The organism is Planococcus maritimus (assembly GCF_001687625.2).
GTDB classification, from domain to species: Bacteria; Bacillota; Bacilli; order Bacillales_A; family Planococcaceae; genus Planococcus; species Planococcus maritimus.
This window is the reverse complement of sequence record NZ_CP016538.2, coordinates 2681250-2707252: the sequence shown is the minus strand read 5'-3', so window position 1 is coordinate 2707252 and position 26003 is coordinate 2681250. Positions and strand designations below refer to the sequence as shown.

Below are 26003 nucleotides of genomic sequence, written 5' to 3'. Positions count from 1 at the left end.
ATACTACGAAACAGGACCAAAGACTAAGGTTCTATTCTATAGAGGCAGGAGGTCTTCTCCACATGAATGCGAGCGTGCCTTCTCCGGCATGGACGGCGAGCGAGGAGCTGAGGTTGCCGATCAGCACATCCGCTTCAGGCGCAAACTTCAGTAGCTCTGCCTTCAATTCCTCTGCCTGCTCAGGGATATGGCCATGCATGATTTGAAAATAGGGAATTCCGTATTTTTCATGATCAGCTTTGGCGCGTTCTAGAAGATAAGCTAGCGCTTTCTTGTGTGAACGCACTTTGTCGATCGGTTCGAGTTCACCTTTTTCGGTAATCTGGACGATCGGTTTGATTTTTAAGACGCTGCCGATGTAATACTGCGCCCCGCTCATTCGGCCGCCTTTATACAATTGGCTTAAATTGCCGATCAGAATGAAATTGCGGAAATCAGTCGTTTCCCGCTCAAGGCGCTGGGTGATTTCTTCTGCGGAAAACCCTTCGCCCTGGAGCTCAAGCCCCCGCTCAAGAAGGCCGGAGAGACCATAGGACAAGGCGAGGGAGTCGACGGTATACACTTTGAACTCCGTCATTTCAGCACCGGTCATGGAAGAAGCGATTGTGCCACTCAATTTAGCCGAGGCATGAACAGCAACGGCACATTCGTATTCTTCTTTCAGTTTTTCATAAAGTTCCGCGAATTTTCCTGCAGAGGGCTGTGAAGTTTTCGGGAAATCTTTTGAGCTTTTCATGCGTGCATATAATTCGTCATTGGACAAGTCGATGCCGTCGTCGATAAATTCTTCCGAGCCGAAGTGGATATTCAGCGGGACAATATAGACATCAGGGTGTGATTTGAAATCATCTGTGACATAGCCGGTTGTATCCATGATCCATGCAATTGGTTTTTTCATCTAAAAACCCCTATCTATCGAGTATTTTGAATAATAAAACTATAACATGGATAATAATATGGTCCTAGCTTTCTTCAATAAAAAACTGTAAAACCAGGAAATCAGGCTTTATTGGCAGGAAAACGTTTTTCCAGTGAAACTTTCAAGTTTTCTTTATGGCGAATTACAATAATAATAATAGCCAGAAACAGCGGCCATACGACCGATTGTACTTGAAAGGCAAAAGCGACAGCGAAAAACGCGCTAAAGCCAGCGAGCATCGACAAAGTGGCACTTTTCAGCCACGGGTAAAAAGCGAACGACAAGACGAGCATCGCTAAAAACAAATCAGGTGTCAGCCAGAATGCAACACCGGCAAAGGTCGAAATCCCTTTTCCGCCGCGGGCTTTGTGCCATAGCGGGTAAATATGGCCGACGACCGCAAGCAATCCGGCCACAGCTACGGCCACTAAAGAAAACTCCAGCCAAAGCCCTGCCCATACGACGATCGAACCTTTTAAGAAATCGCCAAGAAACACCAAAAATGACGCCCTACGCCCAAGCACGGCTAAGGCATTGCGGGCACCTGGATTGCCGCTGCCAGAAGAAGCCAAGTCTACACCTTTCCATTTCCCTATCCATAGGGCGGTCAAAACGGAGCCAAGCAAATAAGCACCTATCCAATACAAAATAACCATCGTATCCCTCCAACAAAAAATGCAATTCCATAAAAATAATAGCCTCCCCAACTTGGGGGAGGCTATGAAGATTATTGGCCTAGTGCGGATGCTTCAAATAAGTAATCGCTGATAACGCGAAGCCCTTTATCGAAATTCTCCAAATGAAAATGCTCATTCGGCGCATGGAAATTTTCCGATGCCAGCCCGAAGCCCATCAAGACGACAGGGAATCCGAGAATTTCATCGAACGCCGCAACAATCGGGATGGAGCCGCCCATGCGTGTAAACGCTGTCGGCACTTGATACACTTTTTCGTATGAACGGCCCGCCGCCTGAATGGCCGGATGGTCGTAAGGTGTCAAGAATGGCTTGCCTTTATCGAATTCGGTGATGTTGACCGTGACGCCTGCTGGCTTATGCGCTTCAACGTGCGCTTTCAGTTTGGCGATGATGTCATCCGGGTCCTGGTCAGGGACGAGGCGGCACGTGATTTTCGAGCTGGCTTCCGCTGGCAGGACAGTCTTAATGCCTTCGCCGGAAAATCCGCCGGTGATGCCGTTGACTTCGAGTGTCGGGCGAATCCACGTACGTTCGACGAATGAATAGCCTTGCTCACCGAAATCTTCTGCAATGCCGATTGCCTGCTTTTCGTTTTCCAAGTCAAAATCGAGTGCGGCGAACTCTGCGCGTTCCTCATCAGAAACCGGACGCACATCGTCATAGAAGCCTTCCACTTGAATGACGCCTTCTTTATCGCGGAACGATTCTAAAATTTCCACAATGGCGTGCAGCGGGTTCTGGACAGCACCGCCGTAAAGGCCGGAGTGCAAGTCGCCTTTAGGTCCGTTGACGTCGATTTGGATGCCCGCAAGCCCGCGCAGGCCGTAACAGACTGCCGGACGCCCAGGGCCTTGCATGCCCGTATCGGAAATGACGATGATGTCGGCATCGAGTTTTTCTTTATTGTCTTCGACGTATTTCGGCAAGCTTGGGCTGCCGATTTCCTCTTCGCCTTCAAGGATGAATTTAATATTGACGGGAAGTTCGCCATTTAAATTGAGCAAAGCTTCCACAGCTTTCACATGCATGAACACTTGGCCTTTATCGTCGCTTGCGCCGCGTGCATACAATTTATTGTCCCGGACGTGCGGGTCGAAAGGGGGCGTTTCCCATAAATGAAGCGGATCGACCGGTTGAACATCGTAATGGCCGTAGACCAAAATCGTCGGCTTGCCCTCAGCGTGGAGCCAGTCGGCGTAGACTACCGGATGGCCGTCAGTTTCGTCGATGCTGGCATTTTCAAGGCCCGCTTTAGTCAATGATTTGATCAGCCATTCTGCGCCTTTTTGCATGTCGGCTTTGTGTTCAGACAAAGAGCTGACCGATGGAATGCGCAAAAAGCTTTTCAATTCTTCGAGATGGGCCTGGCGGTGATCTTTGAAGTACTTATCGATTTGAGTGGCGTTCATAAAATCCCTGCTTTCCAGTATTTTTAGTATGTGGAAATTATAGCATAGCTAAGTTGTCCTTTTCGACAAGAGGAAAATTGCTGTGGTATTATGGATAATACGGAAACAGTTCGAAAAAATTTTATATGTATTTTACTGGAGGAAGTAAATTTGTTTATCGCATTGGTATTATTTCTGATCATGTCGTTTTTCCTGTCGGGAAGCGAAACGGCACTCACGGCAGTTAATAGGATGAAGGTCCATCTTCGCGCGGAGCAAGGGGACGTCAAAGCCCAGAAGCTTGAGAAATTAATCGCGAAGCCGGACCGGATGATTACGACTATTTTGATCGGTAATAATATATCCAATATCATGCTGCCTACGCTTGTCACGACGATTGCCATCACAGAAGGATGGGAAGTCGGGCTCGCGACAGCCATCTTGACGATTATCCTGATTATTTTCGGGGAAGTGTTGCCAAAAACCATTGCGGCGACGTTCGCAGATAAAATTGCTTATATTGTAGCGCCGGTTATCGGTTTTTTGGTCGTGCTCTTTAAACCACTGACATGGTTGCTTGCCCAGTTCACGAATATCTTCATCCGCATCATTTCCAAAGGCAGCGTCAAGGAAGCGACGATGACCAAAGAGGAACTGCGCACGATGGTCGATATCGCGTCGACTGAAGGGACGTTTGAAGCAGACGAATCAGAGCGCATCAAAGGCGTTCTCGATTTTCCGCATAAAGACGTATCGGACGTTATGTCGACACACCGTACGGACACCGTCGGCATTTCCATCGAGATGACCTACGAAGAAGTCCGTGACTTGATTTTGGATTCCTCGTATACGCGTTACCCAGTCTACGAAGAAAGCATGGACAATGTCGTTGGCCTGTTTTATTCTAAAAAGCTGATTGAGTGGTCGATGAACCCGAACTTGAACCTGGTAGAATTGATGGATGATAATCCGTTGTTCGTCGTGCAGTCAGTGAGTGTTGAGAAAGTGTTTAAATTGATGATGGCGAAGAAAAAACACATGGCTGTCATTCTGGATGAATACGGTGGAACGCTCGGGATTGTCACGCACGAAGACATTATCGAGGAAATGATTGGACAGGATATTGAAGATGAGACAGACGATGAAGATGACGAATTGGTTTTTGAAATCAATGAGAGCCAATTGTCTTGTCATGGCCGCCTGGAAATCGAAGATGTCAACGAAATGTTCGGGATTGAAGTGCCAGAAGACCATGATACGATTGCAGGCTTTGTCATGCAGCAACTCGGCCATGTGCCAGAGGCCGGCGAGGAATTTACTTACGAGAACTTGCATGTGATCGTCAACGAAATGGATAGAAACCGCATCGAGCGTTTAACCATTACGAAAATTGCTGAACCCGAAGAACCGGAAGCCGTTAGCGAAAACTCGGTTAAAAGACAGTAATAGAAAGCCGGCCTGAACCTAGGCCGGCTTTTTCGTTTCTTACAACATTGTAAGGAGACTGAAAGAGGGAACGATAGAGCGTAAGCTGAATCTCAGGCACAATTAAGGCATAAGATCACCGGACGGAGGTAACACCGATGGAAGAGCTATATGCCGAATATAACCGCTATATCTATCATCTATGCCTGAAACTTACCCGCAATAAAGCTGAAGCGGAAGACTTGATGCAGGAAGTTTGGCTGAAAGTCGTACGCTATGAATCCTCAATCGCAGAAGTCGATCACGCTAAAGCTTGGCTGACGACGATCTGTATGAATACATTCCGCGACCGTTATCGTAAAAATGTACGCCGCAGCAAGCACATCGCCAATCAGCCGGAAGGGCTCGATGTCTCCCTTTTGGATTTGATCCCAACCGATGAAACCGGAACGGCAGAACTATTGGAAAAACAAGACGTATCAGTCATGATCCGCCATAAGATTTCCGAGTTGGATGCGATTTACCGAACCACCATCGTTTATTTTTATGTCCACCAGTATTCACTCGTGGAAATTGCTGAAGCGATGAAGGTCTCGATCGGTACCGTAAAATCTCGCTTGCATCGTGGCAAGCAACGCCTGAAAGACATGCTGATAGAAGATGTAAGAACACGCGAATACGTAGTAATTGCCTAATATGAAGCCAACCCCAGCCAATGAACGGCTGGGGTTTTTATATGGGAAATAATAACTTATATTTTTTTGATATCCTTCCGCTTATAATGAAGCAAAGGAGTGGGAGAAAATGAAACGAATCAAGAATTACAGCAAGCGCAGGCGTATCATCATGGGTGTTGTAGGTGTACTTGCTGCTTTGTACATCATGGTCATAATATGGCATACATTTAAACCCTTGCCGGAAGGCGTTTCATTTGCTGGCGACCTGCATGGTGTCGAACAGGTGGAAATGATTTACGACCTCAGCTACGCGCAGGATAAAGAAGGAACGGGTTTAGAAAGCGAACTGCGAATTTTTGATGAAATTTACGAACTGATTGATGAAGCAGAAGAATTTCTCGTGCTCGATTTGTTTCTATTCGATAATTACAACGATACCGATACGGCTTATCCAGCCATCGCTGAGCGCCTAGCCGATCACATCGTTGAGAAAAAGCGGGAAAACCCTGATTTTCCGATCTATTTCATCACCGACCCGCTGAACCTTGGCTACGGATCCTACGAAAGCTTGCTGTTGGAAACCTTGGAGGCGGAAGGGGTGGAAGTGATCATCACCGACCTCGACAAATTGCGCGATTCAATGCCTCTATATTCAGGACTCTACCGAGTAATCTTTCAATGGTTCGATAACGATGGAGAAGGCTGGATAGCAAACGCGATGTCGAGCGACGCGCCCGATATGACTCTGTCATCATATATGCAATTAATGAACATCAAAGCAAACCACCGGAAGACGGTCGTTTCAGAACACGAAGCAATCGTCAGTTCAGCCAATCCACACAATGCGAGCGGTTTGCACGGCAATATGGCATTTCGTGTTAGTGGGCCCGTGCTTGACGATATTCTAGAAGCCGAAGAAGCCGTCTCGAAATTGTCCGGAGGCCCTGATTTCCCAAGAGCAGAAATGCCCGAACAAACAGGCGATTATGAAGTGCAATACCTGACCGAGAGGCAAATATTGGAGGAGTTGTTGAAGCACTTGGACAGCACTGAAAAAGGCGATAGCATTCAGATGGCTATGTTCTACTTATCTGAGACGAGTGTAGTCAAGAGCTTGGAAGAGGCGTCGAAACGCGGTGTCGAAGTACAGCTCGTACTCGATCCAAATGAAAATGCATTCGGCAATGAGAAGACCGGTTTGCCGAATCGTCCGGCGGTGAATGGCATGGTCGATGCAGCGGGCGATTCCTTAGAAGTCCGTTGGTACAATCCGGTAGTCGGGCAATTCCACACAAAGACCATCATGATTCAAAGCGGCGAAGAAACGATTATTATGGGAGGGTCCGCAAATATGACCGAGCGGACGTTAATGGACTATAATCTCGAGTCGGACATCCTGATCAAAGCACCGACCGACAGCGATTTGGTCGTCGAACTGGATACGTATTTCGATCGGCTGTGGAATAATGAAGACGCTTTGTACACACTCGACCTAGAAGAATATCAAGACGGGTTCACCTTCTGGCAGCGCGGCATCTACAACTTCCAAAAACTCTTCAAGCTGACGACTTACTAAAGGGGAGTAAAAAGACATGACAAAGCAAGTGTAGTAGCTCTCACCAGTCGCCTGCGTGCAGGGACACGCTTGGGGCTCGCAGGATGCGAGTCATGCAGCTGATGCGACAGGACGTCGCGCTTTCAGCTGCCCGGAGATGGGGCGGGTGCCTAGCCAATGTGCCAAATTTCTCGGTGTTCGAGCATCGCTTGATACGCGTGGCTCCCACATCTGCTCAACCCTCACTATGTTCGGGCATCGCACGAAAACATCTGCTGCGCAAATGCGTCGCAAATGAATGGACTCAGCTTCCCCACGCCATCCATTCACCCCTTCCACTCCGTCTCTATTTTTCGAATGGAAGAAACTTTCTTCTATCTACTCGATAGAAAATGGGTAAATGCGTCACCTTTTGTAGCTCATATCGTTTACATCAAAGAAAATGAGGTTTTAGCCCCAAACTTCTAACAAGATATTTGGTTCAAGCACCACATGACCAGATACTGCATCCCGGGAAGCGATTTCCCCACTAGCCGGCAACGTGTAAAGAAGCAGATCTACTTAAACAATTTACGTGCAACGGAATCACTCAGCCGCCAAGCGTAGAGGGGTGAGCCAACGCAATAAGACAGGTGCTTTTCCTGGCTTATTGCAAGAGGCCAACCCAAAGCGAGGCGACGACTACCCACACAAAGCATCAATCGAACACAAAACCGGTGCCGCAATCAAAGCTTAACTATCCTAATTAAAACTAGACCCGGGAAGCGATTCCCCCGCTAGCCGGCAACGTGTAAAGAAGAGGCTCTACTTAACAATTTACGTGCAACGGAATCACTCAGCCGCCAAGCGTAAAGGGGTGAGCCGACGCAATAAGACAGGTGCTTTTCCTGGCTTATTGCAAGAGGCCAACCCAAAGCCCGGCGGCGACTACCCACACGAAGCATCAATCGAACACAAAACCGGTGCCGCAATCAAAGCTTAACTATCCTAATTAAAACTAGACCCGGGAAGCGATTCCCCCACTAGCCGGCAACGTATAAAGAAGCAGATCTAGTTAAACGTACCTGAACCAATGAAATTTTCAAGCCGCCAAGCGTCAAGGGGTGAGCCGACGCAATAAGACAAGTGGTTTTCTTGGCTTATTGCAAAAGGCCAACCCAAAGCCAGGCGGCGACTAGTAAGATGAAGCATGAATAGAATGTGAGAACGATTCCACAATCAAACTCTCTCTCTCTTTATCTACTACTCAATCGCGCAGAGTTTTCCCATAACCTGCTTATATCTAATAAAAACCCGCTGCACACGTAAAACGTCGTGTACAGCGGGTTTTCAACTTATGCTTCTGTTTGCTTGCCGGCTTCGATCCAGTCTTCAACATTCCATACTTTCGTCGCCAAGCCGTCGTAAAAATCCGGTTCGTGGCTGACGAGCACGATCGTGCCTTTATAAGCTTGCATCGCACGCTTGAGTTCGGCTTTCGCATCGATATCCAAGTGATTCGTCGGTTCATCGAAGATCAGCCAGTTGCTTTCTTCCAGCATCAACTTACACAAGCGCACTTTCGCTTGCTCGCCACCGCTCAATTGGTTCATCGGGCGGCCGATGTGTTCGCTCTTCAAGCCGGTGCGGGCAAGAGCACCGCGCACTTGTCCCTGATCCATCGAAGGATACGCATCCCAGATTTCATCGATCGGCCGGTGGGTAGGTGCTTTGACTTCCTGCTCGAAATAGCTAGGCGTCAAGTATTCCCCGCGGATGACGTCGCCATCAAGCGGCTTGATCTTGCCAAGCATTGTCTTTAGCAAAGTCGATTTCCCGACTCCGTTCATGCCGACAAGCGCAATTTTTTCACCGCGTTCAATCATGAACGACAACGGCGGCAACAGCGGCTTGTCGTAACCGATGCGGAGCGCTTCTGCTTCAACAACGTAACGGCTTGGGCTGCGCGTTTCCTTGAAGGCGAATTGCGGCTTCGCGGCCATTTCCGGTTTTTCAATGCGGTCCATACGGTCCAACTGCTTCTGACGGGATTTTGCGCGTCCAGTCGTCGAAGCACGGGCTTTGTTTTTCGCAATGAAGGTCTCGGTTTTCTTGATCATATCTTCTTGTTTTTCGTATGCTTCAAGGTGTTGCTTTTTCGCCAGTTCCGCAAGCTCGATGAATTTCTCATAAGAAGCAGTGTAACGGTTCAGTCGGGAGAATTCCAGGTGGAAAATAACGCCGGTTACTGAACTCATGAATTCCGTATCATGCGAAATCAAAAGGAAAGCATGCGGATAGTTTTTCAAGTAATTGACGAGCCATTGGATATGTTCTTCATCCAAATAGTTGGTCGGCTCATCCAGAAGTAATACTTTCGGTTTTTCCAGCAATAGTTTGGCCAAAAGAAGTTTGGTCCGCTGGCCGCCGGAGAGAGATTCCACGTTGCGCTCAAGACCGATAGCATCGAGCCCAAGCCCACGTGCGATTTCGTCCACTTTGACATCCAAGGTATAAAAATCGCCGGCATCGAGTGCATCTTGTACTTCAGCCATTTGTTCGAGCAATGATTCGAGTTGCTCAGGATCGGCTTCGCCCATTTGCATGGCGATGTCATTCAATTCTTTTTCTTTTTCGTAAAGTGGCAAGAAGGCATCTTGCAAAGTTTGACGGATGGTACGGCCAGGTGCGAGTTGCGTATGCTGGTCCAAATAGCCGTAGTGGGTCTTCGGCTGCCATTCGACTTTGCCGCCATCGTGAATTTGTTTGCCTGTCAAAATATTCATCAATGTCGATTTGCCGACGCCGTTTGCCCCGACGAGTCCGACATGTTCTCCTTCGACTAACCGAAACGAAATGTCATTGAATAAAGTACGGTCACCGAATGTGTGGCTTAGGTTTTCTACTGTTAATAAACTCATTTATGTGTTCCTCCACTTTCCATAAAAAAAACCGCGGTTAAAGTTCCGCGAGTTTTTTGTTTAATTCCGCAAGACGCTGTTCCATTTTTTCAAGCCGTTCTTCGGCTTTGTCGACCATTTTTGTGTGGCCGGTCGTTTCTAGTTTTTCAATATCACCCTGTTGGCGTACGTAATCGCTCTTCAATTCGGCGATTGCGTATTCAATTTCCTGCTTGTTCAACCAAATCACCCTAGTTTTTCTCTGTATTGTACCACAAATAGAGAAAATTTAAATCCATACGCTTGGCGCTTCTCGCTTTCATTGCGCACTACTACTCCTATATAATAACAAAAAACGAAAAAAGGAAGTGAGATGCCATCGACAGCTTATTGTTCGATATTATGTTAATTATTTTCCTCGGCGTTCTGTCACAGTGGATCGCCTGGCGTCTCCGCCTTCCTGCGATTGTGTTGATGTCCATTGCCGGGTTATTGATTGGCCCGATTTTTAATGTCATCTCCCCGGATGAAAGTTTTGGGGATTTATTCAGGCCACTAGTGTCGCTTGCTGTTGCGATTATCTTATTCGAAGGCAGCTTGAACTTGAATTTCAAAGAAATCCGCGGTTTCAGTAAGCCTGTGTGGCGCATCGTTACGTTCGGTGCCTTGCTTGCCTGGGGTGGCGGTACCTTGGCTTCTCATTATGTGGCTGGGCTGTCATGGGCCGTATCATTTGTCATTGGCGGTTTGTTTATCGTCACAGGCCCGACCGTGATCATGCCGCTGCTTCGCCAGGCTAAGTTAAAAGCTCGGCCAGCCGCATTATTGAAATGGGAAGGTATTATCGTCGACCCGTTCGGCGCCTTGCTCGCGCTGTTCGCTTTCCAATTTGTATTATTTGCCGAAGGAGAAGTGACTGCGGCTGCATTCGGATTGTTTTTCCTTGCAGCGCTTTTTGCGATTATCTTGGGTGCAGTGGCAGGCTTTGGGATGGGGGCGATGTTCGAACGCGGGCAGATTCCTGAATTCCTCAAATCGCCAATGGTTTTCGGTGTGGTGTTGTTGACTTTTGTCATCTCCGATATTGTCATGCACGAAACCGGGTTACTTGCAGTTACAGCGATGGGGATGGTCATGGCCAATATGAACATCACTTCCATCAATGACATGAGGCACTTTAAAGAAACGATGTCCATCCTACTGATTTCAAGTGTCTTCATGATGCTAACTGCTTCTCTCAGCATGGATGTGTTGTTCGAAATCTTCAATTGGTCCATTATTTTGTTTGTCCTGGCTATGCTTTTCATTGTCCGGCCACTTTCCATTTGGCTATCGACCATTGGCACGGACTTGAATTGGCGGGAAAAAGCCTTAATTGGGTGGATCGCCCCTCGCGGCATTGTCGCACTGACAGTGTCCGGCTATTTTGCCAATGTCTTATTGGATGCCGGATTTGAAGATGCGGAACTTCTGACGGCGTTAACCTTTGCACTCGTGTTTTCCACGGTTGTCGCGCATGGTTTTTCCATTACGTGGGTCGGTCGAAAACTGGGCCTTGCTTCCTCAGAAGATCCGGGGATTATTATCATCGGGGCCAGCAGATTTACGACTGTACTGGCGAAAGCCCTTTACGATATGGAAAAGAATGTACTGCTCGTCGATGATTCCTGGGGGCGCCTGCAAAAAGCACGCCAAATCGGCATCAAGACCTATGTCGGGAACATCCTTTCCGAACATACCGAATACGAAGTGGATTTGACGCCATACGAAAAAATGATTGTCGCTTCTGAAACGGATTCGTTCAATGCACTGGTCGTCAATAACTTTGTGCCTGAAATGGGCCGCATCAATTTGTACCAAACAGCGCTCCATCAAGGAGACCCAGCTGATTTCCATTCATCTTTAAGCGGGCGTATCCTATTTACTGAAGACTGGAACATTCATGCACTCGACGATAAGGAAGAACGAGGCTATGCCATTCGTTCGACGAAATTGACGGAACGTTTCACATACGAAGAGTTCAATCAAAGATGGTCTGCCAATACGATTCCTTTGTTCGTTGAAACGGCGCAAGGGAATATTGAATTCTTTACGTCCGATAAAGTTTTAGAGCCGAAACAAGGCGATACCATCATCAGTTTCACAGGTCCCGAACGTGATTCCGATCGAATCCAAGAGCGTTTGGAAAGTAAGCGCAACAAAAAGGATTCTCAGACTAAAGAATGAAATCTTTCATTATAAGCCCTATAGGCGCGCACAGGGAATCTGTCTTTGCTATGATTAACTTATCGTTGCAGTTATACACTGCACCAGTTAATCAATAGCAACAAGCAGTCTCAGTTTCGATGCCTGCTTATACGGAGTCAAGGAGGATTCAGGAGAATGAAAATATTATTAGTGGATGGGACAATTTTAGGGCGCAAAACAGGCGCTGTGTTGGAACAGGTCAAAGTCTATCTGGAACAAATAGACCCATCGATGGAATTGAGCATTTTGAGCATGAGCGAGTATGAACATCAATTCGTAGATGGCCGTCCAAATGCTGAATACAACGACAGCATGCGTGAAATGGTGCGGCGCTTTGAAGAAGCAGATGGTTACATCATTGCTTCCCCGATTTTTCAAGGATCGATTCCTGGCGTGTTGAAAAACGCCTTCGACATGCTTCACCCGCGGACCATGCGCTATAAGCCCGTATCAATCGTTGCAAACGGCGGTACGTACCAGCATCACCTAGTTATTGAAAATCAGCTGAAACCGATTCTTGATTATTTCCGCTGCTTGGTGACACCGAATTACGTCTATACGCATACAAGCCATTTTGATGATACAAATGCGATCATCAATGACGATGTTCATGACCGTCTGCGTGAACTCGCACGCGTGTTCAACCAATACGCTAAAATGAGCACTCATTTATCGAAAGAAACACTCGATATTGATGACCATTGAAAAAAACCTCCCTCGGGAGGTTTTTTTAGCTTGTGTAGAAAGTTAAGAAGCTGTATTTTCCGAAGCTTATCGCTCGCTTTCCGTGGGCTCGCGCCCAAGCCTCCTCAGTCGCTGAGCTCCTTGCGGGGTCTCGGTCGTCTCGCTGATCCACAGGAGTCGAGCGAACGCTTCTCCAAATACTTAAATAGATCATTAATTTTTTAATATTTAAAGTATTTCACAATTCTAATTCATAGAAGAGTAATAGATTATTTATGTCCCAAACAAGAAGCTTGTTCGCAATCACGAGCCAGCAGCTCTGCCTGCACAAGAAGGGAGAGAAGATGCTATACTAGACGCTGTAGAAAAGGGGTTTTAACTTATGAAATCAGTAGTTCTTGCAGAAAAGCCATCCGTTGCGCGCGACATTGCGCGAGTGCTCGGATGCTCTCAAAAAGGGAACGGCTTTTTAGAAGGCAAACAATATATCGTCACTTGGGCACTTGGCCATTTGGTGACGCATGCACAGCCGGAACAATACAATAACGATTTAAAAGAATGGAAGATGGAAAGCTTGCCAATTCTTCCGGAGCCATTCAAATTGGTGCCGATCAAACAGACCATGAAGCAATACAATGCGGTCAAAGCGCAGCTGAATCGCGGAGATGTAAAAGACGTCATCATCGCGACCGATGCAGGGCGCGAAGGGGAACTGGTGGCTCGCTGGATTTTAGAACAAGCCAAAGTCAACAAGCCAGTCAAACGTCTATGGATCTCCTCAGTTACTGATAAGGCGATCAAAGATGGCTTCCAAAACTTGAAAGACGGCAAAGCGTACGAAAGCTTATTCCAGGCGGCGGTCGCCCGCGCAGAAGCTGACTGGGTTGTCGGGATTAACGCGACGCGTGCCTTGACAGTGAAGCACAATGCCCAATTATCGACGGGACGCGTACAGACACCTACTTTAGCAATGATTGCACAGCGCGAACAAGACATCCGCAACTTCCAGCCGAAGCCTTATTACGGCCTTCAGGCAATCAGCGACAAGGCGTCATTTACCTGGACAGACGGCCAAACAACTCAGAGCTTCGATAAAGATAAAATCGACCAGTTATTCGCCAAGCTCGACGCGGCACATCAAGGCAAGGTAACGGACGTGAAGATTGCGCCGAAAAAACAACCGGCGCCGCCATTATTTGATTTGACGGAATTGCAAAAAGAAGCGTACAAGCGTTACAGCTGGTCTGCGAAAGAAACGCTCAACACGTTGCAGAACCTGTACGAGCGCTACAAAATCGTCACGTACCCACGTACAGACTCGAAGCATTTGACGAGTGATATGAAAGGAACCTTGAAAGAGCACATCAAAGCGGTGCAGGTCGGCGAGTACCGTTCGCTTGCGAACTCTGCTTTGAAAAGTGCAGGCGTTCCGCAAAAAGGCGTCATCGACGATGCGAAAGTGTCGGATCACCACGCCATCATCCCGACAGAAGAAACACCGATGCTTCACGAACTCAGCGACAAAGAATACAAACTATACGATATGATCGTTCGCCGCTTCCTCGCTGTCTTCCTGCCACAGCATGAGTACGACCGGACGACCGTCACGCTCGACGTTTCCGGCGAAACCTTCCAGGCGAAAGGCAATACGATTCGCAACGAAGGCTGGAAGCGTGTCTACAAAGACGCCGGTGAGGAAGGCGAGTCGACACTCGCACCCTTCGAGCAAGGACAGTCTGTGGAATTGAAAGGCATCACGCTGACAGAAGGCAAAACAAAGCCACCGGCGTTTTTCAATGAAGGAACCTTGCTCGGAGCAATGGAAAATCCAGCTCAGTTCATGGCGGGCGAATCGAAAGCGCTCATCCAGACACTTGGGGAAACTGGCGGTCTTGGTACCGTTGCCACGCGTGCGGACATTATCGATAAATTGTTCAATAGCTTCCTGATCGAGAAAAAAGGCAAGGACCTGACGATTACATCGAAAGGCCGCCAGCTTTTGGAACTTGTTCCAGAAGATTTGAAATCGCCAAAATTGACGGCTGATTGGGAAACTCAATTGACGAAAATCGCCAAAGGCCAATTGAAGAAAGAGCAATTCATGAAAGAAATGGTCGCGTTTTCGAAAAAATCAGTAGCGGAGATCAAATCAAGCGACAAGAAATTCAAGCACGATAACATCACCGGCAAAATGTGCCCGGACTGCGGCAAGCCTTTGCTTGAAGTAAACGGCAAACGCGGCAAGATGCACGTGTGCCAGGACCGTGAATGCGGGTTCAAGAAAAACGTCTCAATGCAGACCAATGCCCGCTGTCCAAACTGCCACAAACGCATGGACATGGTCGGTGATGGAGATAATAAAATGTTCGTTTGCAAATGCGGACACCGTGAAAAACTATCGGCATTTGAAAAACGCAAAAAAGCAGGACAATCAAAGGCGAATAAGAAAGACGTCAATAAGTACTTGAAAAAACAAGATGAGCCGCCACAAAATACAGCAATGGCGGATGCTTTGAAGAAAATGCTCGAGCAAAACGACTGAATAGGAGGGGGCAAGGTGGCGAAAAAAGCAGCAAAGACCAATGCCGCACGAATTTTAGATCGCGAAAAAATCGATTATGAGTCGCTCCAGTACAGTACCGATGACGGGAAAATCGACGGTGTATCGGTAGCGTCGAAAATCGGTGCGCCTGTTGAAGCGGTGTATAAGACACTCGTCGCTGCAGGCTCTTCTAAAAATCATTACGTCTTTCTCGTTCCGGTTGCAGAAGAGTTGGATTTAAAGCTGGCCGCGAAAGCCTGTGGAGAAAAGAAAGTCGACATGGTTCCGGTCAAAGAAATTTTGCCGCTGACGGGATACGTGCGCGGCGGCTGCTCTCCGTTCGGCATGAAAAAGCCGCTTCGGACATTCGTCGCCAATCAAGCCTCGGAATTGAATGAAATAATCGTTTCTGCTGGGAAAATCGGTGCGCAGTTGAAAATGGCACCCGAAGATTTACTGAAGGCAACAAAAGGGGAGCTCGCGGAATTGACAGCAAAGTCATAAGAGTCACTGCTACTTTGAGAGCGTTCAAGGTTCATAAGAAAGAAGGAAAGAGAATGAAAGTTTCTATGTATTATCGTTGGCTGTTTTTCCTGTTCGGCATGATGCTGCTTGGACTGGGCATTTCAATGACCATCAAAGGCGACCGTCTAGGAATTGGGCCTTGGGATGTTCTGCATGTCGGCTTATACGAAAATTTCGGCCTGACGATCGGCTCGTGGTCAATCATTGCTGGATTTATACTGATCAGCACCACTTCACTTGTCAGGCGAAAATGGCCACAGTTCGGAACCTGGCTAAATATGCTGTTAATCGGATTGTTTATTGATTTATTCAATTACCTCATTCCGGATATTCATTCCCTGGCCGGCCAAATACTAATTTTCACAGCTGGCATTATCGTCATGGGCTATGGCGTGGGCGTATATGTGGCGCCGAAAATGGGGGCTGGCCCACGGGATGATTTGATGCTGATTTTGGTTCAGCAAACAGGGTTTAGCGTCAGCACGATTCGGACCTCTATTGAAGTGGCGGTGGCGTTAATCGGCTGGATGCTCGGGGGACCGGTCGGCATTGGAACAATCGTTATTGCCTTATTGGTCGGCCGAGTGGTCCAAGTATCGCTCGTCCAAAGCGAATCCTTATTAAAACGGCTTATTTTGAAGCATCAAGCGGAATTGCCGCCTATTTTAAAAGTATGAGAACCTGGGATCCGGCGCATGCCGGGTCTTTTTTTATGGAAACAGCCAGCCGCCTTAACTTGAACTAGGCAACTGCATATGTTATAAATAAAACCAAGTAAAACTATTGGTTTTGTGTATAATAACATTTGAGAGAGTGGGAGTGTAATTATGGGAAGAGAATTTGTCGAGATCTTTGATGAGTGGGTGCATACCTATGATGCCTCAGTCGGTGGAGAAGATCCGGAATATGCAGCAGTTTTTGAAAACTACAAGGATATTCTGGAGGCAGTCGCGAAGAAAGCGGTAAGCCCTGTAGTTGAATTCGGAACAGGGACAGGCAATCTTACAGCTGCTCTCTTAAGTAGAGGGTTTCACGTGACCGGCATTGAACCTAATGCTGCGATGCGCCAAGCTACCGAGAGCAAATTCCCGGAAATGACGCTGCTAGATGGGGACTTCTTGGAATTCGACCTCCCAGAAGCAGTTGGCAGTTTTGTCAGCAGCTATGCTTTCCACCACTTAACAGATAAAGAGAAAGAGCAGGCAATCAAGCTTTACGCGTCGCTCTTGCCAAGCGGCGGGAAAGTCGTTTTCGCGGATACGGTTTTCGAATCGGAAGAAGCAAAACAAGGACGCATTGTTTACGAAGAAGGCGAGGGCCACAAAAATCTTGTGGAAGACTTGAAGCGTGAACACTATACGACAGTGCCTGTGCTAGAAAGCTTGTTTCAGCAAAATGGTTTTGATGTAACCTTCACACGCCTAAACGACTATGTGTTCTTAATGGACGCAACTAAACGATGAAAGGGAGATTATCATGAAAAAAATGAACGTAGAAAGCTTTAACCTAGACCATACAAAAGTAGCCGCACCTTACGTCCGTCTAGCCGGAGAAAAGACGGGCGCCAACGGAGACGTTATTAAGAAATACGATATTCGTTTCAAACAGCCAAACAAAGAACATATGGACATGCCAGGCCTTCACTCGCTTGAGCACATGATGGCCGAGCATAGCCGCAACCATTCAGATCAAATTATCGACATCGGGCCAATGGGTTGCCAAACTGGATTTTATATCTCAATGATCAACCACGATAGCTATGATGATATTTTAAGAATTTTAGAAGCCACTTTGAAAGACGTCATTGCAGCGGACGAAGTGCCAGCTTGCAACGAAGTTCAATGCGGGTGGGCAGCGAGCCATAGCTTAGAAGGCGCACACGAAATTGCCAAAGAAATGCTGTCCAAAAAAGATGAGTGGAACCAAATCTTCAAAGAAGAAACGGCATAAGGAGACTCAGCATGGATTACGCAACAGAGATTCAGCAATTGATCGGCCGCACGCCGGTCCTGGAATTGACGCATAGTACGATTCCGAATAATTGCCGTATATTTGCTAAGCTAGAGTTTTTCAATCCCGGCGGCAGTGTCAAAGACCGCCTCGGGGTGGCATTGATCGCTGATGCAGAAAAACGCGGCGAGCTTAAGCCAGGCGGAACGATTGTTGAGCCCACTGCCGGCAACACGGGCATTGGGCTAGCGATTGCCGCTATTGGAAAAGGCTATCAATTGAAACTGGTCGTTCCTCAAAAATTCAGTATGGAAAAACAAACACTTATGCGTGCTTTAGGTGCCGAAGTGATTAATACGCCAACTGCTGATGGCATCAAAGGCGCAATTCAAAAAGCGGAGGAAATCGCTCGGCAAGAAGGTGCGTTCATGCCTGCGCAATTTTCCAATGCTGCAAACCCGGAAACGTATATCCAGACGCTTGGGCCAGAACTATGGGACCAACTGGACGGGGCTATCGATGTCTTTGTTGCTGGAGCAGGATCCGGGGGCACGTTCATGGGAACATCGCAGTTTCTAAAAGCGCAAAATCAGGCGATCAAGACCGTTATCGTGGAACCGGAAGGATCTATTTTAAACGGCGGAGAATCCGGACCGCACAAAACGGAAGGCATCGGCATGGAATTGCTTCCTCCATTTATGGATACGCAGTATTTTGATGCCATCCACACCATCACAGATCGAGAAGCGTTCGATGCTGTGCGTCAGCTTGCGCAGAACGAGGGTCTACTCGTCGGTAGTTCTTCTGGTGCCGCATTTGTGGCCGCATTGCGTGAAGCGCAAACAGCGAAGCCGGGCAGTCATATCGTTACCGTGTTCGCCGATTCAAGTGAACGCTATTTGAGCCAGGATATTTACGGAGCTTTTTTAGAGGAGGAACAACAATGAAACCAAAGACTAGATTAATTCACGGCGGTATTTTCGGAGACGAGGCGACCGGCGCTGTCTCGACACCGATATACCAAGTGAGTACGTACAAGCAAGAAGCGGTAGGCAAGTTCAAGGGCTATGAATATTCACGGACCGGCAATCCGACGCGCCACGCGCTCGAAGAATTGATTGCCGATGTGGAATACGGACATGCCGGATTTGCCTTCGGTTCTGGAATGGCGGCTATTTCGTCTGTCATGATGCTGTTTTCAGCAGGCGACCACGTCATTTTGACAGACGATGTATACGGCGGAACTTACCGCGTCATCAATAAAGTACTGAACCGCTTCGGTCTCGAATTTACCTTTGTCGACACGGGTGATTTGGAACAAGTAAAAGCGGCGGTACAGGAAAACACAAAAGCGATCTTTATCGAAACACCGACCAACCCACTCTTGAAAGTAACAGACATTGAAACAGTGGCGACTTTTGCGAAAGGGAATGGGCTGTTGACGATTGTCGATAACACGTTCATGACGCCTTATTTCCAAAACCCGATTGCTCTTGGTGCGGATATCGTCTTGCATAGCGCAACGAAATACATCGGCGGCCATAGCGACGTTGTAGCAGGCCTTGTTGTCGTGAACACGGCGCAGTTAGCTGAGGAGTTGCATTTCGTTCAAAATTCAGTGGGCGCGATCCTTGGACCGCAAGATTCTTGGTTATTGATGCGCGGTCTGAAAACGCTTGGTATCCGTATGGAAGAAACCAATACCAATGCCCAGCAAATCGCTGAATTCCTGGACGGGCATGAGGCAGTTAAAGCAGTCATTTACCCTGGGCTCGACAGCCATACGGGCAAAGCCCTGATGGAAAAACAGGCACGCGGCTTCGGCGGAATGATTTCATTTGATGTCGGCAGTAAGGAAAAAGCGGACGAATTGCTTGCCAAGCTGAAGTATTTCACTTTAGCTGAAAGCTTAGGGGCAGTGGAAAGTTTGATCTCGGTTCCTGCACAGATGACGCATGCCTCGATTCCGGCAGAACGTCGTGCAGAGCTTGGTATTACAGATGGCTTGGTGCGCATTTCAGTTGGCATTGAAGATGTAGAAGATTTGATGGAAGATTTACAACAAGCATTAGGATAATAGAAAAAAGCGGACATTTGTCCGCTTTTTTTAATGGAGTTCTATAGTTTTTATTAAAATGAAAAGACTGTTAAATCAGAATATTGATGTAATTTACCTACTTAATATACGTTTCTAGCAAGACAAAACACCTGTATTTCGGTTGACGAAATACATAATTTACCCTATTCAGCCAGCACGAAAGAAGTGGTAATCTTTAGAAAGAAAAAATATTCTGATATTTCTGGAAGGAGATACATATTCATGAAAAAAAGCAAGTGGTTCCCTATATTATCAGCGAGCGCATTGGCGCTTTCCCTTTATTCCCCAGCAGCGAGTGCTGCACCAGTCGAGGAGTTGCCATCGCTTGGGGCTTGGGATGAGGATCGCTATGGCGAACGCATCGATATCGACCAAGAACTAAACCGGTTAACGAATGATGAGTCGTTCCAAAAAGAAGCAGAGCAGCGCATCAAAGACCAAGCTGGAGCATTGAATGATGAAACAGTAGACAATGGTAAAGGAGCTAAGGCAAGCGAACATTTCACCTATGATGGCGGCACGAAAAAGTTCTTGAATCGTAATTTGTCATTTAAGGATTTTACACTTCGCAGCGTCGGCGATAACGTGGAAATCTGGGTCGCCAATGATTTAGCATATGGACCAAACAACCCGAAACCTGCAGATATCGTTACGCAAGCGCAAGTAGATAAATTAAGAGATGAGTTTGACGGCAATATCTATCCGAAAGCAACCGAATTCTTTGGCACCCCTGATTCGCTGGACGGCTCAAAGTCGCCGCTTCCTGGCATGGTTGGCCTTCCGGAAGGATATTATGAAGGATCCGATAAAGTGATCATGCTTGTTGATAACGTCCAAGACGAGGGCTGGGACAATCCATCCTATCCGTTTTTCGTAGCCGGCTTCTTCTGGCAGACTCTCGAAAACTATACAGACCGTAATATTGTTACGATTGATACGAATTCATGGGAAACGCGCTTAGAGAGCACATTCTTCGGTACAACAATCCATGAGCTTCAGCATTTGATCCAAGCCGATAATGACGGTGCAGAAGAAACGTGGCTCAATGAAGGCATGTCGACATTCTCTGAATTCCTCGGTGGCTATGGTCATGGTGAAGGATCAATCAACTTCTATTTGGACCACCCGGAAAACTCACTCGTCAACTGGGATGAGCACGGAACAGCGGCCACTGGTCCAGAAACGATTGCAGACTATGGCCAAGTGTATTTGTTCACACTGTATATGTACGATAAATTCGGCCAGGAATTTATTCGTGAACTTGCGACAGATGGCACGACTCAAGGCATGGCGAGTGTCGACAAAGTCCTCGAAGACTACGGCACAAATAAAACATTCACTGAACTATATCAGGATTTCATGACAGCGTTGACGCTCGATGACGACACGGTCAGCAAGGATTACAAATTCGATAGCATCGATTTGCGTGAACTGCCAGTCGGTGATGGCGTACGTGGCAAGACCGTTGATTTCGAGAAAGCAAAAACTTTCGAAAAAGAAGGCGTTCCGGCATGGGGCGGAGACTTTAAGGAATTCAACTTGGACCGCACAGTGCGCGGCATGAAGTTCGACGGTGTGGACTTCCTGCCATTGCAATGGGACACAGCGGCTAATCCACTTGACGCTTCTGAACAAGTGCTTCATGCGAACAACGGCGACGAAGCAGACCAAGCCTTGATCTTTGGGGCAACAGTTCCTACTGCCAACCCGACTTTGAGCTTTGAGCATTATTATCATATCGAAGAGCAATGGGATTTCGCAGCCGTCCAAGTGTCTACGGATAACGGCGAAACGTGGAAATCACTCGAGAACGATAACACACGCTCAGACGTAGTGGAAGAAGGCTACCCAACGATCAAGGAGAATGTTCCAGGGTTCACAGGCGAGAAAACGAATTGGTCTACGGAAACATTCGATTTATCTGAATATGCAGGGCAAGATGTATTGGTATCGTTCCGCAACATGACGGACTGGGGCTCGAATGAAGCCGGTTGGTTCATCAAAAATATCCAATTGGGTGATTTCTCGGCAGATGGAACTTCTACAGAGCCGTTCCAGTCACTTGGCCAATTGAAAGGTGAGTATGTCGACTTCACGACAACATTTATCCAAACGAAGAAAAACGGCAAGCAGCGTGTATTCAATGTCGATCCGTACAATGTAACGGAAAAACAAGCGCTCGACTTGCAGCAAGTGCTGCGTGAAGGCAACCTGAAAATGATCACTTCTTATGCAGCAGCGCCAGACCAAAAACAAGCGAAAGAATTTACGTATGAAGTGCTGTACAAAGAAGATAAAAGCAAAGGCAAGAAAAACGGAAATAGCAAAAAGTAAGTGAAGTGATAGGTAAGAGCGGGCAGTTGCCCGCTCTTTTTTTTTGGACTTTTAAGGAATGCGGCTACTGTACAAAAAAAGAGGGGAATCACTTGAATATATAGTACAGCGGGTGTACTATATAAAAAGAAATTAAGTACAGGGGTATACTAATGTCTCAAGAATTATTCACAGCCTACTCGAAATTCAGCGAAGCGATTTTGGAAGTGAATGCCTATGTAGCGGATGTATTTGCCAATCATGAAGAATTGAAAGCCTATTCTCCGCAACAATTGCAGACTTTGCGGATCATCAAAAAAAATCCGTCCATTTCCCAAAGTGAAATAGCGGATATTCAAGGAGTCTTTAAGACAGCGATTTCTAATCGTATTAAAAAGTTGGAACAAGATGGCTTAATTGCCATATTAACGAATCAGGATTTGCGCAAAAAAGCCATTTCAATTACTCAAAAAGGAACTGAACTATTGGTGGTAAGTGAGACAGTCATTTTTGAAAATCTAAACGATTTGCTGGCTGAACGCTTTACGGGTGACGAAATCATAAAATTCACGAGCCAATTGGATGAAATCGTTCATTGCTTGAAAATGGAAAAGGACGGCGACAATAAATGATTCATGAATTGAAAACAATTTTCTCGAAAAAAATGCTCATTATCTCGCTAATCGCGGTCATGTTTTTGCCGGTGATTTACAGCGCTTCGTTTTTGACATCGATGTGGGATCCATATGGAAAAACAGAAGATCTTCCGATTGCCGTCGTCAATGAAGACCAAACAGCCGAACTCGATGGGGAGAGCATACAAATCGGTGAGGAAATCGTGGAAGAGCTAAAAGACAACGACGATTTTGAATGGCATTTCGTCGGAAGCGATGAAGCACACGCAGGCGTAGTGAAAGGGGATTATTATGCTTCGATCACTTTGCCGCAAGACTTTTCTGCTAACGCGTCCTCTCTATTAAGCGAGGAGCCGATGGAAATGACTTTGGATGTCGAAACCAATCCAGGCTATAGCTATTCCGGGAAGTCGATTGCCGACCAAAGCATTTTGGCTGTAGAGACGGCGGTGGCATCTGAAGTTCGGGAGTTGTATACCGAAAAAGTATTCGAAACAGTAAACGAGATGAACGATGGGTATCAAGAAGCTTCGTCGGGCGCTAATGAGTTGGCGGATGGGTCGGACCAATTAGCAGCCTCCACGGGACAAATTGGAGAAGGAATGAAGGCCCTTGCCGGCCAGGCACCTTCACCGCTTGCGACAGAACTCGCTAAACTGATAGAAGGCAATAAGCAGATAAGCGAAGGCATCGACGAATTGGGCAACGGCTCGACGAATTTGAGCGAGGAGCTGTCTGCCGCTTCAGAAGAAGTTTCCGCTTATGCTTTTGAAACCGCAAATGCCAAGCTGATCAGCGAGCCTGTCAAAGTCAATAAAGAAACAGTTACGGAAGTCGAAAACTATGGACAGAGCTTTGCGCCTTATATTATTGCGCTCAGTTTGTTTGTCGGGGCGATCGCTTTTTCCACGATTTATCCTTTCCGGACGCGTGACCGGGAGTCGACCACGCTGCTGAGATGGTGGGGCAGTAAGCTGTCGGTCATTTTGGCGCAAGGAACATTTCAGGCGGCTTTATTAGCTGTTTTTATTTTGAAGGTGTTGGAAATACCTGTCGAAAACATAGGCTCTTTCCTGCTGATTCTCTTTGTGATCTCCAACACGTGGATCTTCATCTTGTCCTTTTTGGTCGCCGCTTTCGATAAAGTTGGAAACTTCCTAGGAATTTTACTATTGGTCTTGCAGCTCGGTGCCAGCGAAGGAACGTTTCCCATCCAATTGACGAATGGCTTTTTCCAAGCCGTCCACCCGTATTCTCCAATGACCTATGCAATCAAAGCGTTGAGGGAATCCATTTTTGGTTTTGAAGGAAACGTCCCGTTCGACCAGGCGCTGTGGATTTTGGTAGTTGTATTATTAGTCATGATATTACTACTCGGAGGCGTCTATTATTTCCGGTTCCAGAAAGAACAAAGAACAGTAACTGAAGCTGCGTAAAGAAGAGTGGGCGTCTAAGGCCCGCTTTTTCTTTTGGAAAAAATGGCGGTGTGATAAGATGGAGTCAGAATTTGTTTTTGAAAGGAAGAGGACTGTGTCGAAAAAATTAGATGCGTTTTTGGAAGAAAACTTAACGGAATTGAAAGACCAAGGCTTATATAATGAAATCGATCCGGTAGAAGGCCCGAACGGAGCGGTTATTAAAATCGGCGGCAAGGACTTGATTAACTTGTCCTCGAATAACTATTTGGGACTTGCGACAGACGAAGGCTTGAAAAAAGTAGCGATCGAAGCAATCGAAAAATACGGAGTCGGGGCAGGTGCAGTTCGTACCATCAACGGAACGCTCGACCTTCACGTACAATTGGAAGAAAAATTGGCTGAGTTCAAAGGAACAGAAGCTGCAATTTCATTCCAGTCTGGCTTCAATTGCAATATGGCGGCGATTTCTGCAGTCATGGACAAAAATGATGCGATCTTGTCTGATCAATTGAACCACGCTTCGATCATCGACGGCTGCCGCTTGTCAAAAGCGAAAATCATCGCGTTCAAACACTCGGATATGGAAGATCTTCGCCAGAAAGCGAAAGAAGCGACTGAATCCGGCCAATACAATAAAGTCATGGTTATCACAGACGGCGTCTTCTCTATGGATGGTGACATCGCGAAACTTCCGGAAATCGTGGAAATCGCAAAAGAATTCGACCTGATCACTTACGTGGACGACGCGCACGGTTCAGGCGTCACAGGCAAAGGGAAAGGCACCGTGAAACATTTCGGCTTGGAAAAAGAAGTCGATATGCAGATGGGCACACTTTCGAAAGCAGTCGGCGTTGTCGGCGGTTACGTAGCTGGTAAGAAGCAATTGATCGACTGGTTGCGCGTGCGCTCCCGTCCGTTCTTGTTCTCGACAGCGGTAACACCAGGAGACGTGGCAGCGACAACAGCTGCGGTTCAGAAGATCATCGATTCAACAGAACTGCACGACAAGCTATGGGACAACGGCGATTATTTGAAAAAAGGCTTGAAAGAGCTTGGCTTTGATATCGGCGATTCTGCTACGCCAATTACGCCATGCATCATCGGCGACGAAAAGTTGACACAGCAATTCTCGAAACGTTTGTTTGAAGAAGGCGTCTACGCGAAATCCATCGTCTTCCCGACAGTCCCACGCGGCACAGGCCGTGTCCGCAATATGCCAACAGCGGCACATACAAAAGAAATGCTCGACGAAGCGATCGAGATCTACGCAAAAGTCGGCAAAGAACTAAACGTCATCAAATAAGACCAAACCCGCACAGCTCATGGAGTTGTGCGGGTTTTTTTGAGCGTGAATAGTAAAAAAAGTGGAATAGATTTCGCTTCAAGGGGACGCTTTCCGGAGGGCTAAACGTTAGTACTCAACTCTCACTGTATTCGAGCATCGCATGAAAAGCGTTGCTCCCACATCTGCAAGCAGATGCGTCGCAAATGAATGGACTCGGCTTCCCCTCGCCATCCATTCGCCCCTTTCCGCTTCATCTTTAGTTTTAGAGATGAAATATAATTCTTCTTGCACTGATAAAAAAGTGAGAAGCATTGGTTGGTTTCAAACTTTCAAATCATACAGCAGGTAAAACATCTCACAAATATCAAGTCCAGCTTAGCATCTCCATCTGTGGATGAAGTCAATCAACAGCGATACTTTCTAGCACCTAATATCCAATGAAATCTAACAGCCGAACCGCGCACAAGGGCGAGCCGGAGCAATAAGACAAGTGCTCTTCTTGGCTTATTGCGGGAGGCCAGCCCAAAGCGGGAGGCGACTGCGTCGTGATGAAAAGATCGACAAACCATTCTTCTCACTCACAAGTCTAAATAAGTATCATCCACCAGCGGATGAACATGTGAAAAAGAGATGCTTCATCACTTAAGAAATCCAATGAAATCTAACAGCCGAACCGCGCACAAGGGCGAGCCGAAGCCATAAGACAAGTGCTCTTCTTGGCTTATTGCGGAAGGCCAGCCCAAAGCGGGAGGCGGCTGCTTCACG

At 47.1% G+C, this 26003-nt stretch carries 22 protein-coding genes; 17 read left to right on the top strand and 5 right to left on the bottom strand.

Going from position 1 to position 26003, the window contains the following annotated elements; all coding sequences use genetic code 11:
• Nucleotides 1-31 precede the first annotated feature (31 nt).
• The 3 genes from BBI11_RS13415 to BBI11_RS13405 form a co-directional block, all read right to left on the bottom strand.
• Nucleotides 32-898 (bottom strand): DegV family protein, encoded by an 867-nt coding sequence (locus tag BBI11_RS13415; RefSeq protein ID WP_068464418.1) that lies wholly within the window; start codon nucleotides 896-898, stop codon nucleotides 32-34.
• 101 nt (nucleotides 899-999) lie between these two features.
• Nucleotides 1000-1575: a glycerol-3-phosphate acyltransferase gene (locus tag BBI11_RS13410; protein ID WP_083389107.1), complete on the bottom strand. Its 576-nt coding sequence runs from the start codon at nucleotides 1573-1575 to the stop codon at nucleotides 1000-1002.
• Nucleotides 1576-1646: 71 nt separating this feature from the next.
• Nucleotides 1647-3026, bottom strand: coding sequence for a dipeptidase (locus BBI11_RS13405; RefSeq protein ID WP_068464414.1), 1380 nt, complete (start codon nucleotides 3024-3026; stop codon nucleotides 1647-1649).
• Between the two features lie 150 nt (nucleotides 3027-3176).
• Here BBI11_RS13405 and BBI11_RS13400 point away from each other — a divergent pair, with 150 nt between their 5' ends.
• The 4 genes from BBI11_RS13400 (at nucleotide 3177) to BBI11_RS16530 (ending at nucleotide 7644) form a co-directional block, all read left to right on the top strand.
• Nucleotides 3177-4451 (top strand): hemolysin family protein, encoded by a 1275-nt coding sequence (locus BBI11_RS13400; protein ID WP_068464411.1) that lies wholly within the window; start codon nucleotides 3177-3179, stop codon nucleotides 4449-4451.
• 137 nt (nucleotides 4452-4588) lie between these two features.
• Nucleotides 4589-5125, top strand: a complete 537-nt coding sequence (locus BBI11_RS13395) for an RNA polymerase sigma factor (RefSeq protein WP_068464407.1) — start codon at nucleotides 4589-4591, stop codon at nucleotides 5123-5125.
• Nucleotides 5126-5234: 109 nt separating this feature from the next.
• The gene (locus tag BBI11_RS13390) at nucleotides 5235-6683 is read left to right on the top strand and encodes a phospholipase D-like domain-containing protein (protein ID WP_068464404.1); all 1449 of its coding nucleotides are present in this window, start codon (nucleotides 5235-5237) and stop codon (nucleotides 6681-6683) included.
• Between the two features lie 799 nt (nucleotides 6684-7482).
• Entirely contained in the window at nucleotides 7483-7644 is a 162-nt protein-coding gene (locus BBI11_RS16530; RefSeq protein ID WP_167358173.1) for a hypothetical protein, read from the top strand.
• Nucleotides 7645-7996: 352 nt separating this feature from the next.
• Here BBI11_RS16530 and BBI11_RS13385 read toward each other — a convergent pair whose 3' ends face one another.
• Nucleotides 7997-9562: an ABC-F family ATP-binding cassette domain-containing protein gene (locus BBI11_RS13385; RefSeq protein ID WP_068464402.1), complete on the bottom strand. Its 1566-nt coding sequence runs from the start codon at nucleotides 9560-9562 to the stop codon at nucleotides 7997-7999.
• A 37-nt stretch (nucleotides 9563-9599) separates the two neighbouring features.
• Nucleotides 9600-9782: an SE1832 family protein gene (locus BBI11_RS13380; RefSeq protein WP_068465777.1), complete on the bottom strand. Its 183-nt coding sequence runs from the start codon at nucleotides 9780-9782 to the stop codon at nucleotides 9600-9602.
• Between the two features lie 161 nt (nucleotides 9783-9943).
• Between BBI11_RS13380 and BBI11_RS13375 the strand changes: the two genes are divergently transcribed.
• The 13 genes from BBI11_RS13375 (at nucleotide 9944) to BBI11_RS13315 (ending at nucleotide 25256) form a co-directional block, all read left to right on the top strand.
• Nucleotides 9944-11767: a cation:proton antiporter gene (locus tag BBI11_RS13375; protein ID WP_068464400.1), complete on the top strand. Its 1824-nt coding sequence runs from the start codon at nucleotides 9944-9946 to the stop codon at nucleotides 11765-11767.
• Nucleotides 11768-11923: 156 nt separating this feature from the next.
• Nucleotides 11924-12493 carry an NADPH-dependent FMN reductase gene (locus BBI11_RS13370; RefSeq protein ID WP_068464397.1) on the top strand — a complete coding sequence of 190 codons (570 nt, stop codon included), beginning with the start codon at nucleotides 11924-11926 and terminating at the stop codon, nucleotides 12491-12493.
• 361 nt (nucleotides 12494-12854) lie between these two features.
• Complete coding sequence (locus BBI11_RS13365; protein WP_068464393.1) at nucleotides 12855-15014, top strand: DNA topoisomerase III; 2160 nt, start codon at nucleotides 12855-12857, stop codon at nucleotides 15012-15014.
• Nucleotides 15015-15029: 15 nt separating this feature from the next.
• Nucleotides 15030-15518, top strand: coding sequence for a Cys-tRNA(Pro) deacylase (gene ybaK, locus BBI11_RS13360; protein ID WP_068464390.1), 489 nt, complete (start codon nucleotides 15030-15032; stop codon nucleotides 15516-15518).
• Nucleotides 15519-15571: 53 nt separating this feature from the next.
• Entirely contained in the window at nucleotides 15572-16216 is a 645-nt protein-coding gene (locus BBI11_RS13355; RefSeq protein ID WP_068464388.1) for a YczE/YyaS/YitT family protein, read from the top strand.
• Between the two features lie 150 nt (nucleotides 16217-16366).
• Entirely contained in the window at nucleotides 16367-17002 is a 636-nt protein-coding gene (locus BBI11_RS13350) for a class I SAM-dependent methyltransferase (protein WP_068464386.1), read from the top strand.
• Nucleotides 17003-17015: 13 nt separating this feature from the next.
• Complete coding sequence (locus BBI11_RS13345) at nucleotides 17016-17489, top strand: S-ribosylhomocysteine lyase (RefSeq protein WP_068464385.1); 474 nt, start codon at nucleotides 17016-17018, stop codon at nucleotides 17487-17489.
• An 11-nt stretch (nucleotides 17490-17500) separates the two neighbouring features.
• The gene (locus tag BBI11_RS13340) at nucleotides 17501-18436 is read left to right on the top strand and encodes a PLP-dependent cysteine synthase family protein (protein ID WP_068464383.1); all 936 of its coding nucleotides are present in this window, start codon (nucleotides 17501-17503) and stop codon (nucleotides 18434-18436) included.
• A complete protein-coding gene (locus tag BBI11_RS13335) occupies nucleotides 18433-19566 on the top strand; it encodes a bifunctional cystathionine gamma-lyase/homocysteine desulfhydrase (protein ID WP_068464374.1) in 1134 nt (377 codons plus the stop codon). Before BBI11_RS13340 ends, BBI11_RS13335 begins: the two co-directional genes overlap by 4 nt.
• Before the next feature lie 243 nt (nucleotides 19567-19809).
• Complete coding sequence (locus BBI11_RS13330) at nucleotides 19810-21921, top strand: immune inhibitor A domain-containing protein (protein WP_068464371.1); 2112 nt, start codon at nucleotides 19810-19812, stop codon at nucleotides 21919-21921.
• Between the two features lie 152 nt (nucleotides 21922-22073).
• Nucleotides 22074-22532: a MarR family winged helix-turn-helix transcriptional regulator gene (locus BBI11_RS13325; protein WP_068464366.1), complete on the top strand. Its 459-nt coding sequence runs from the start codon at nucleotides 22074-22076 to the stop codon at nucleotides 22530-22532.
• A complete protein-coding gene (locus BBI11_RS13320; RefSeq protein WP_068464364.1) occupies nucleotides 22529-23971 on the top strand; it encodes a YhgE/Pip family protein in 1443 nt (480 codons plus the stop codon). Before BBI11_RS13325 ends, BBI11_RS13320 begins: the two co-directional genes overlap by 4 nt.
• Nucleotides 23972-24065: 94 nt before the next feature.
• A complete protein-coding gene (locus BBI11_RS13315) occupies nucleotides 24066-25256 on the top strand; it encodes a glycine C-acetyltransferase (RefSeq protein ID WP_068464353.1) in 1191 nt (396 codons plus the stop codon).
• The last annotated feature ends 747 nt before the right edge of the window (nucleotides 25257-26003 follow it).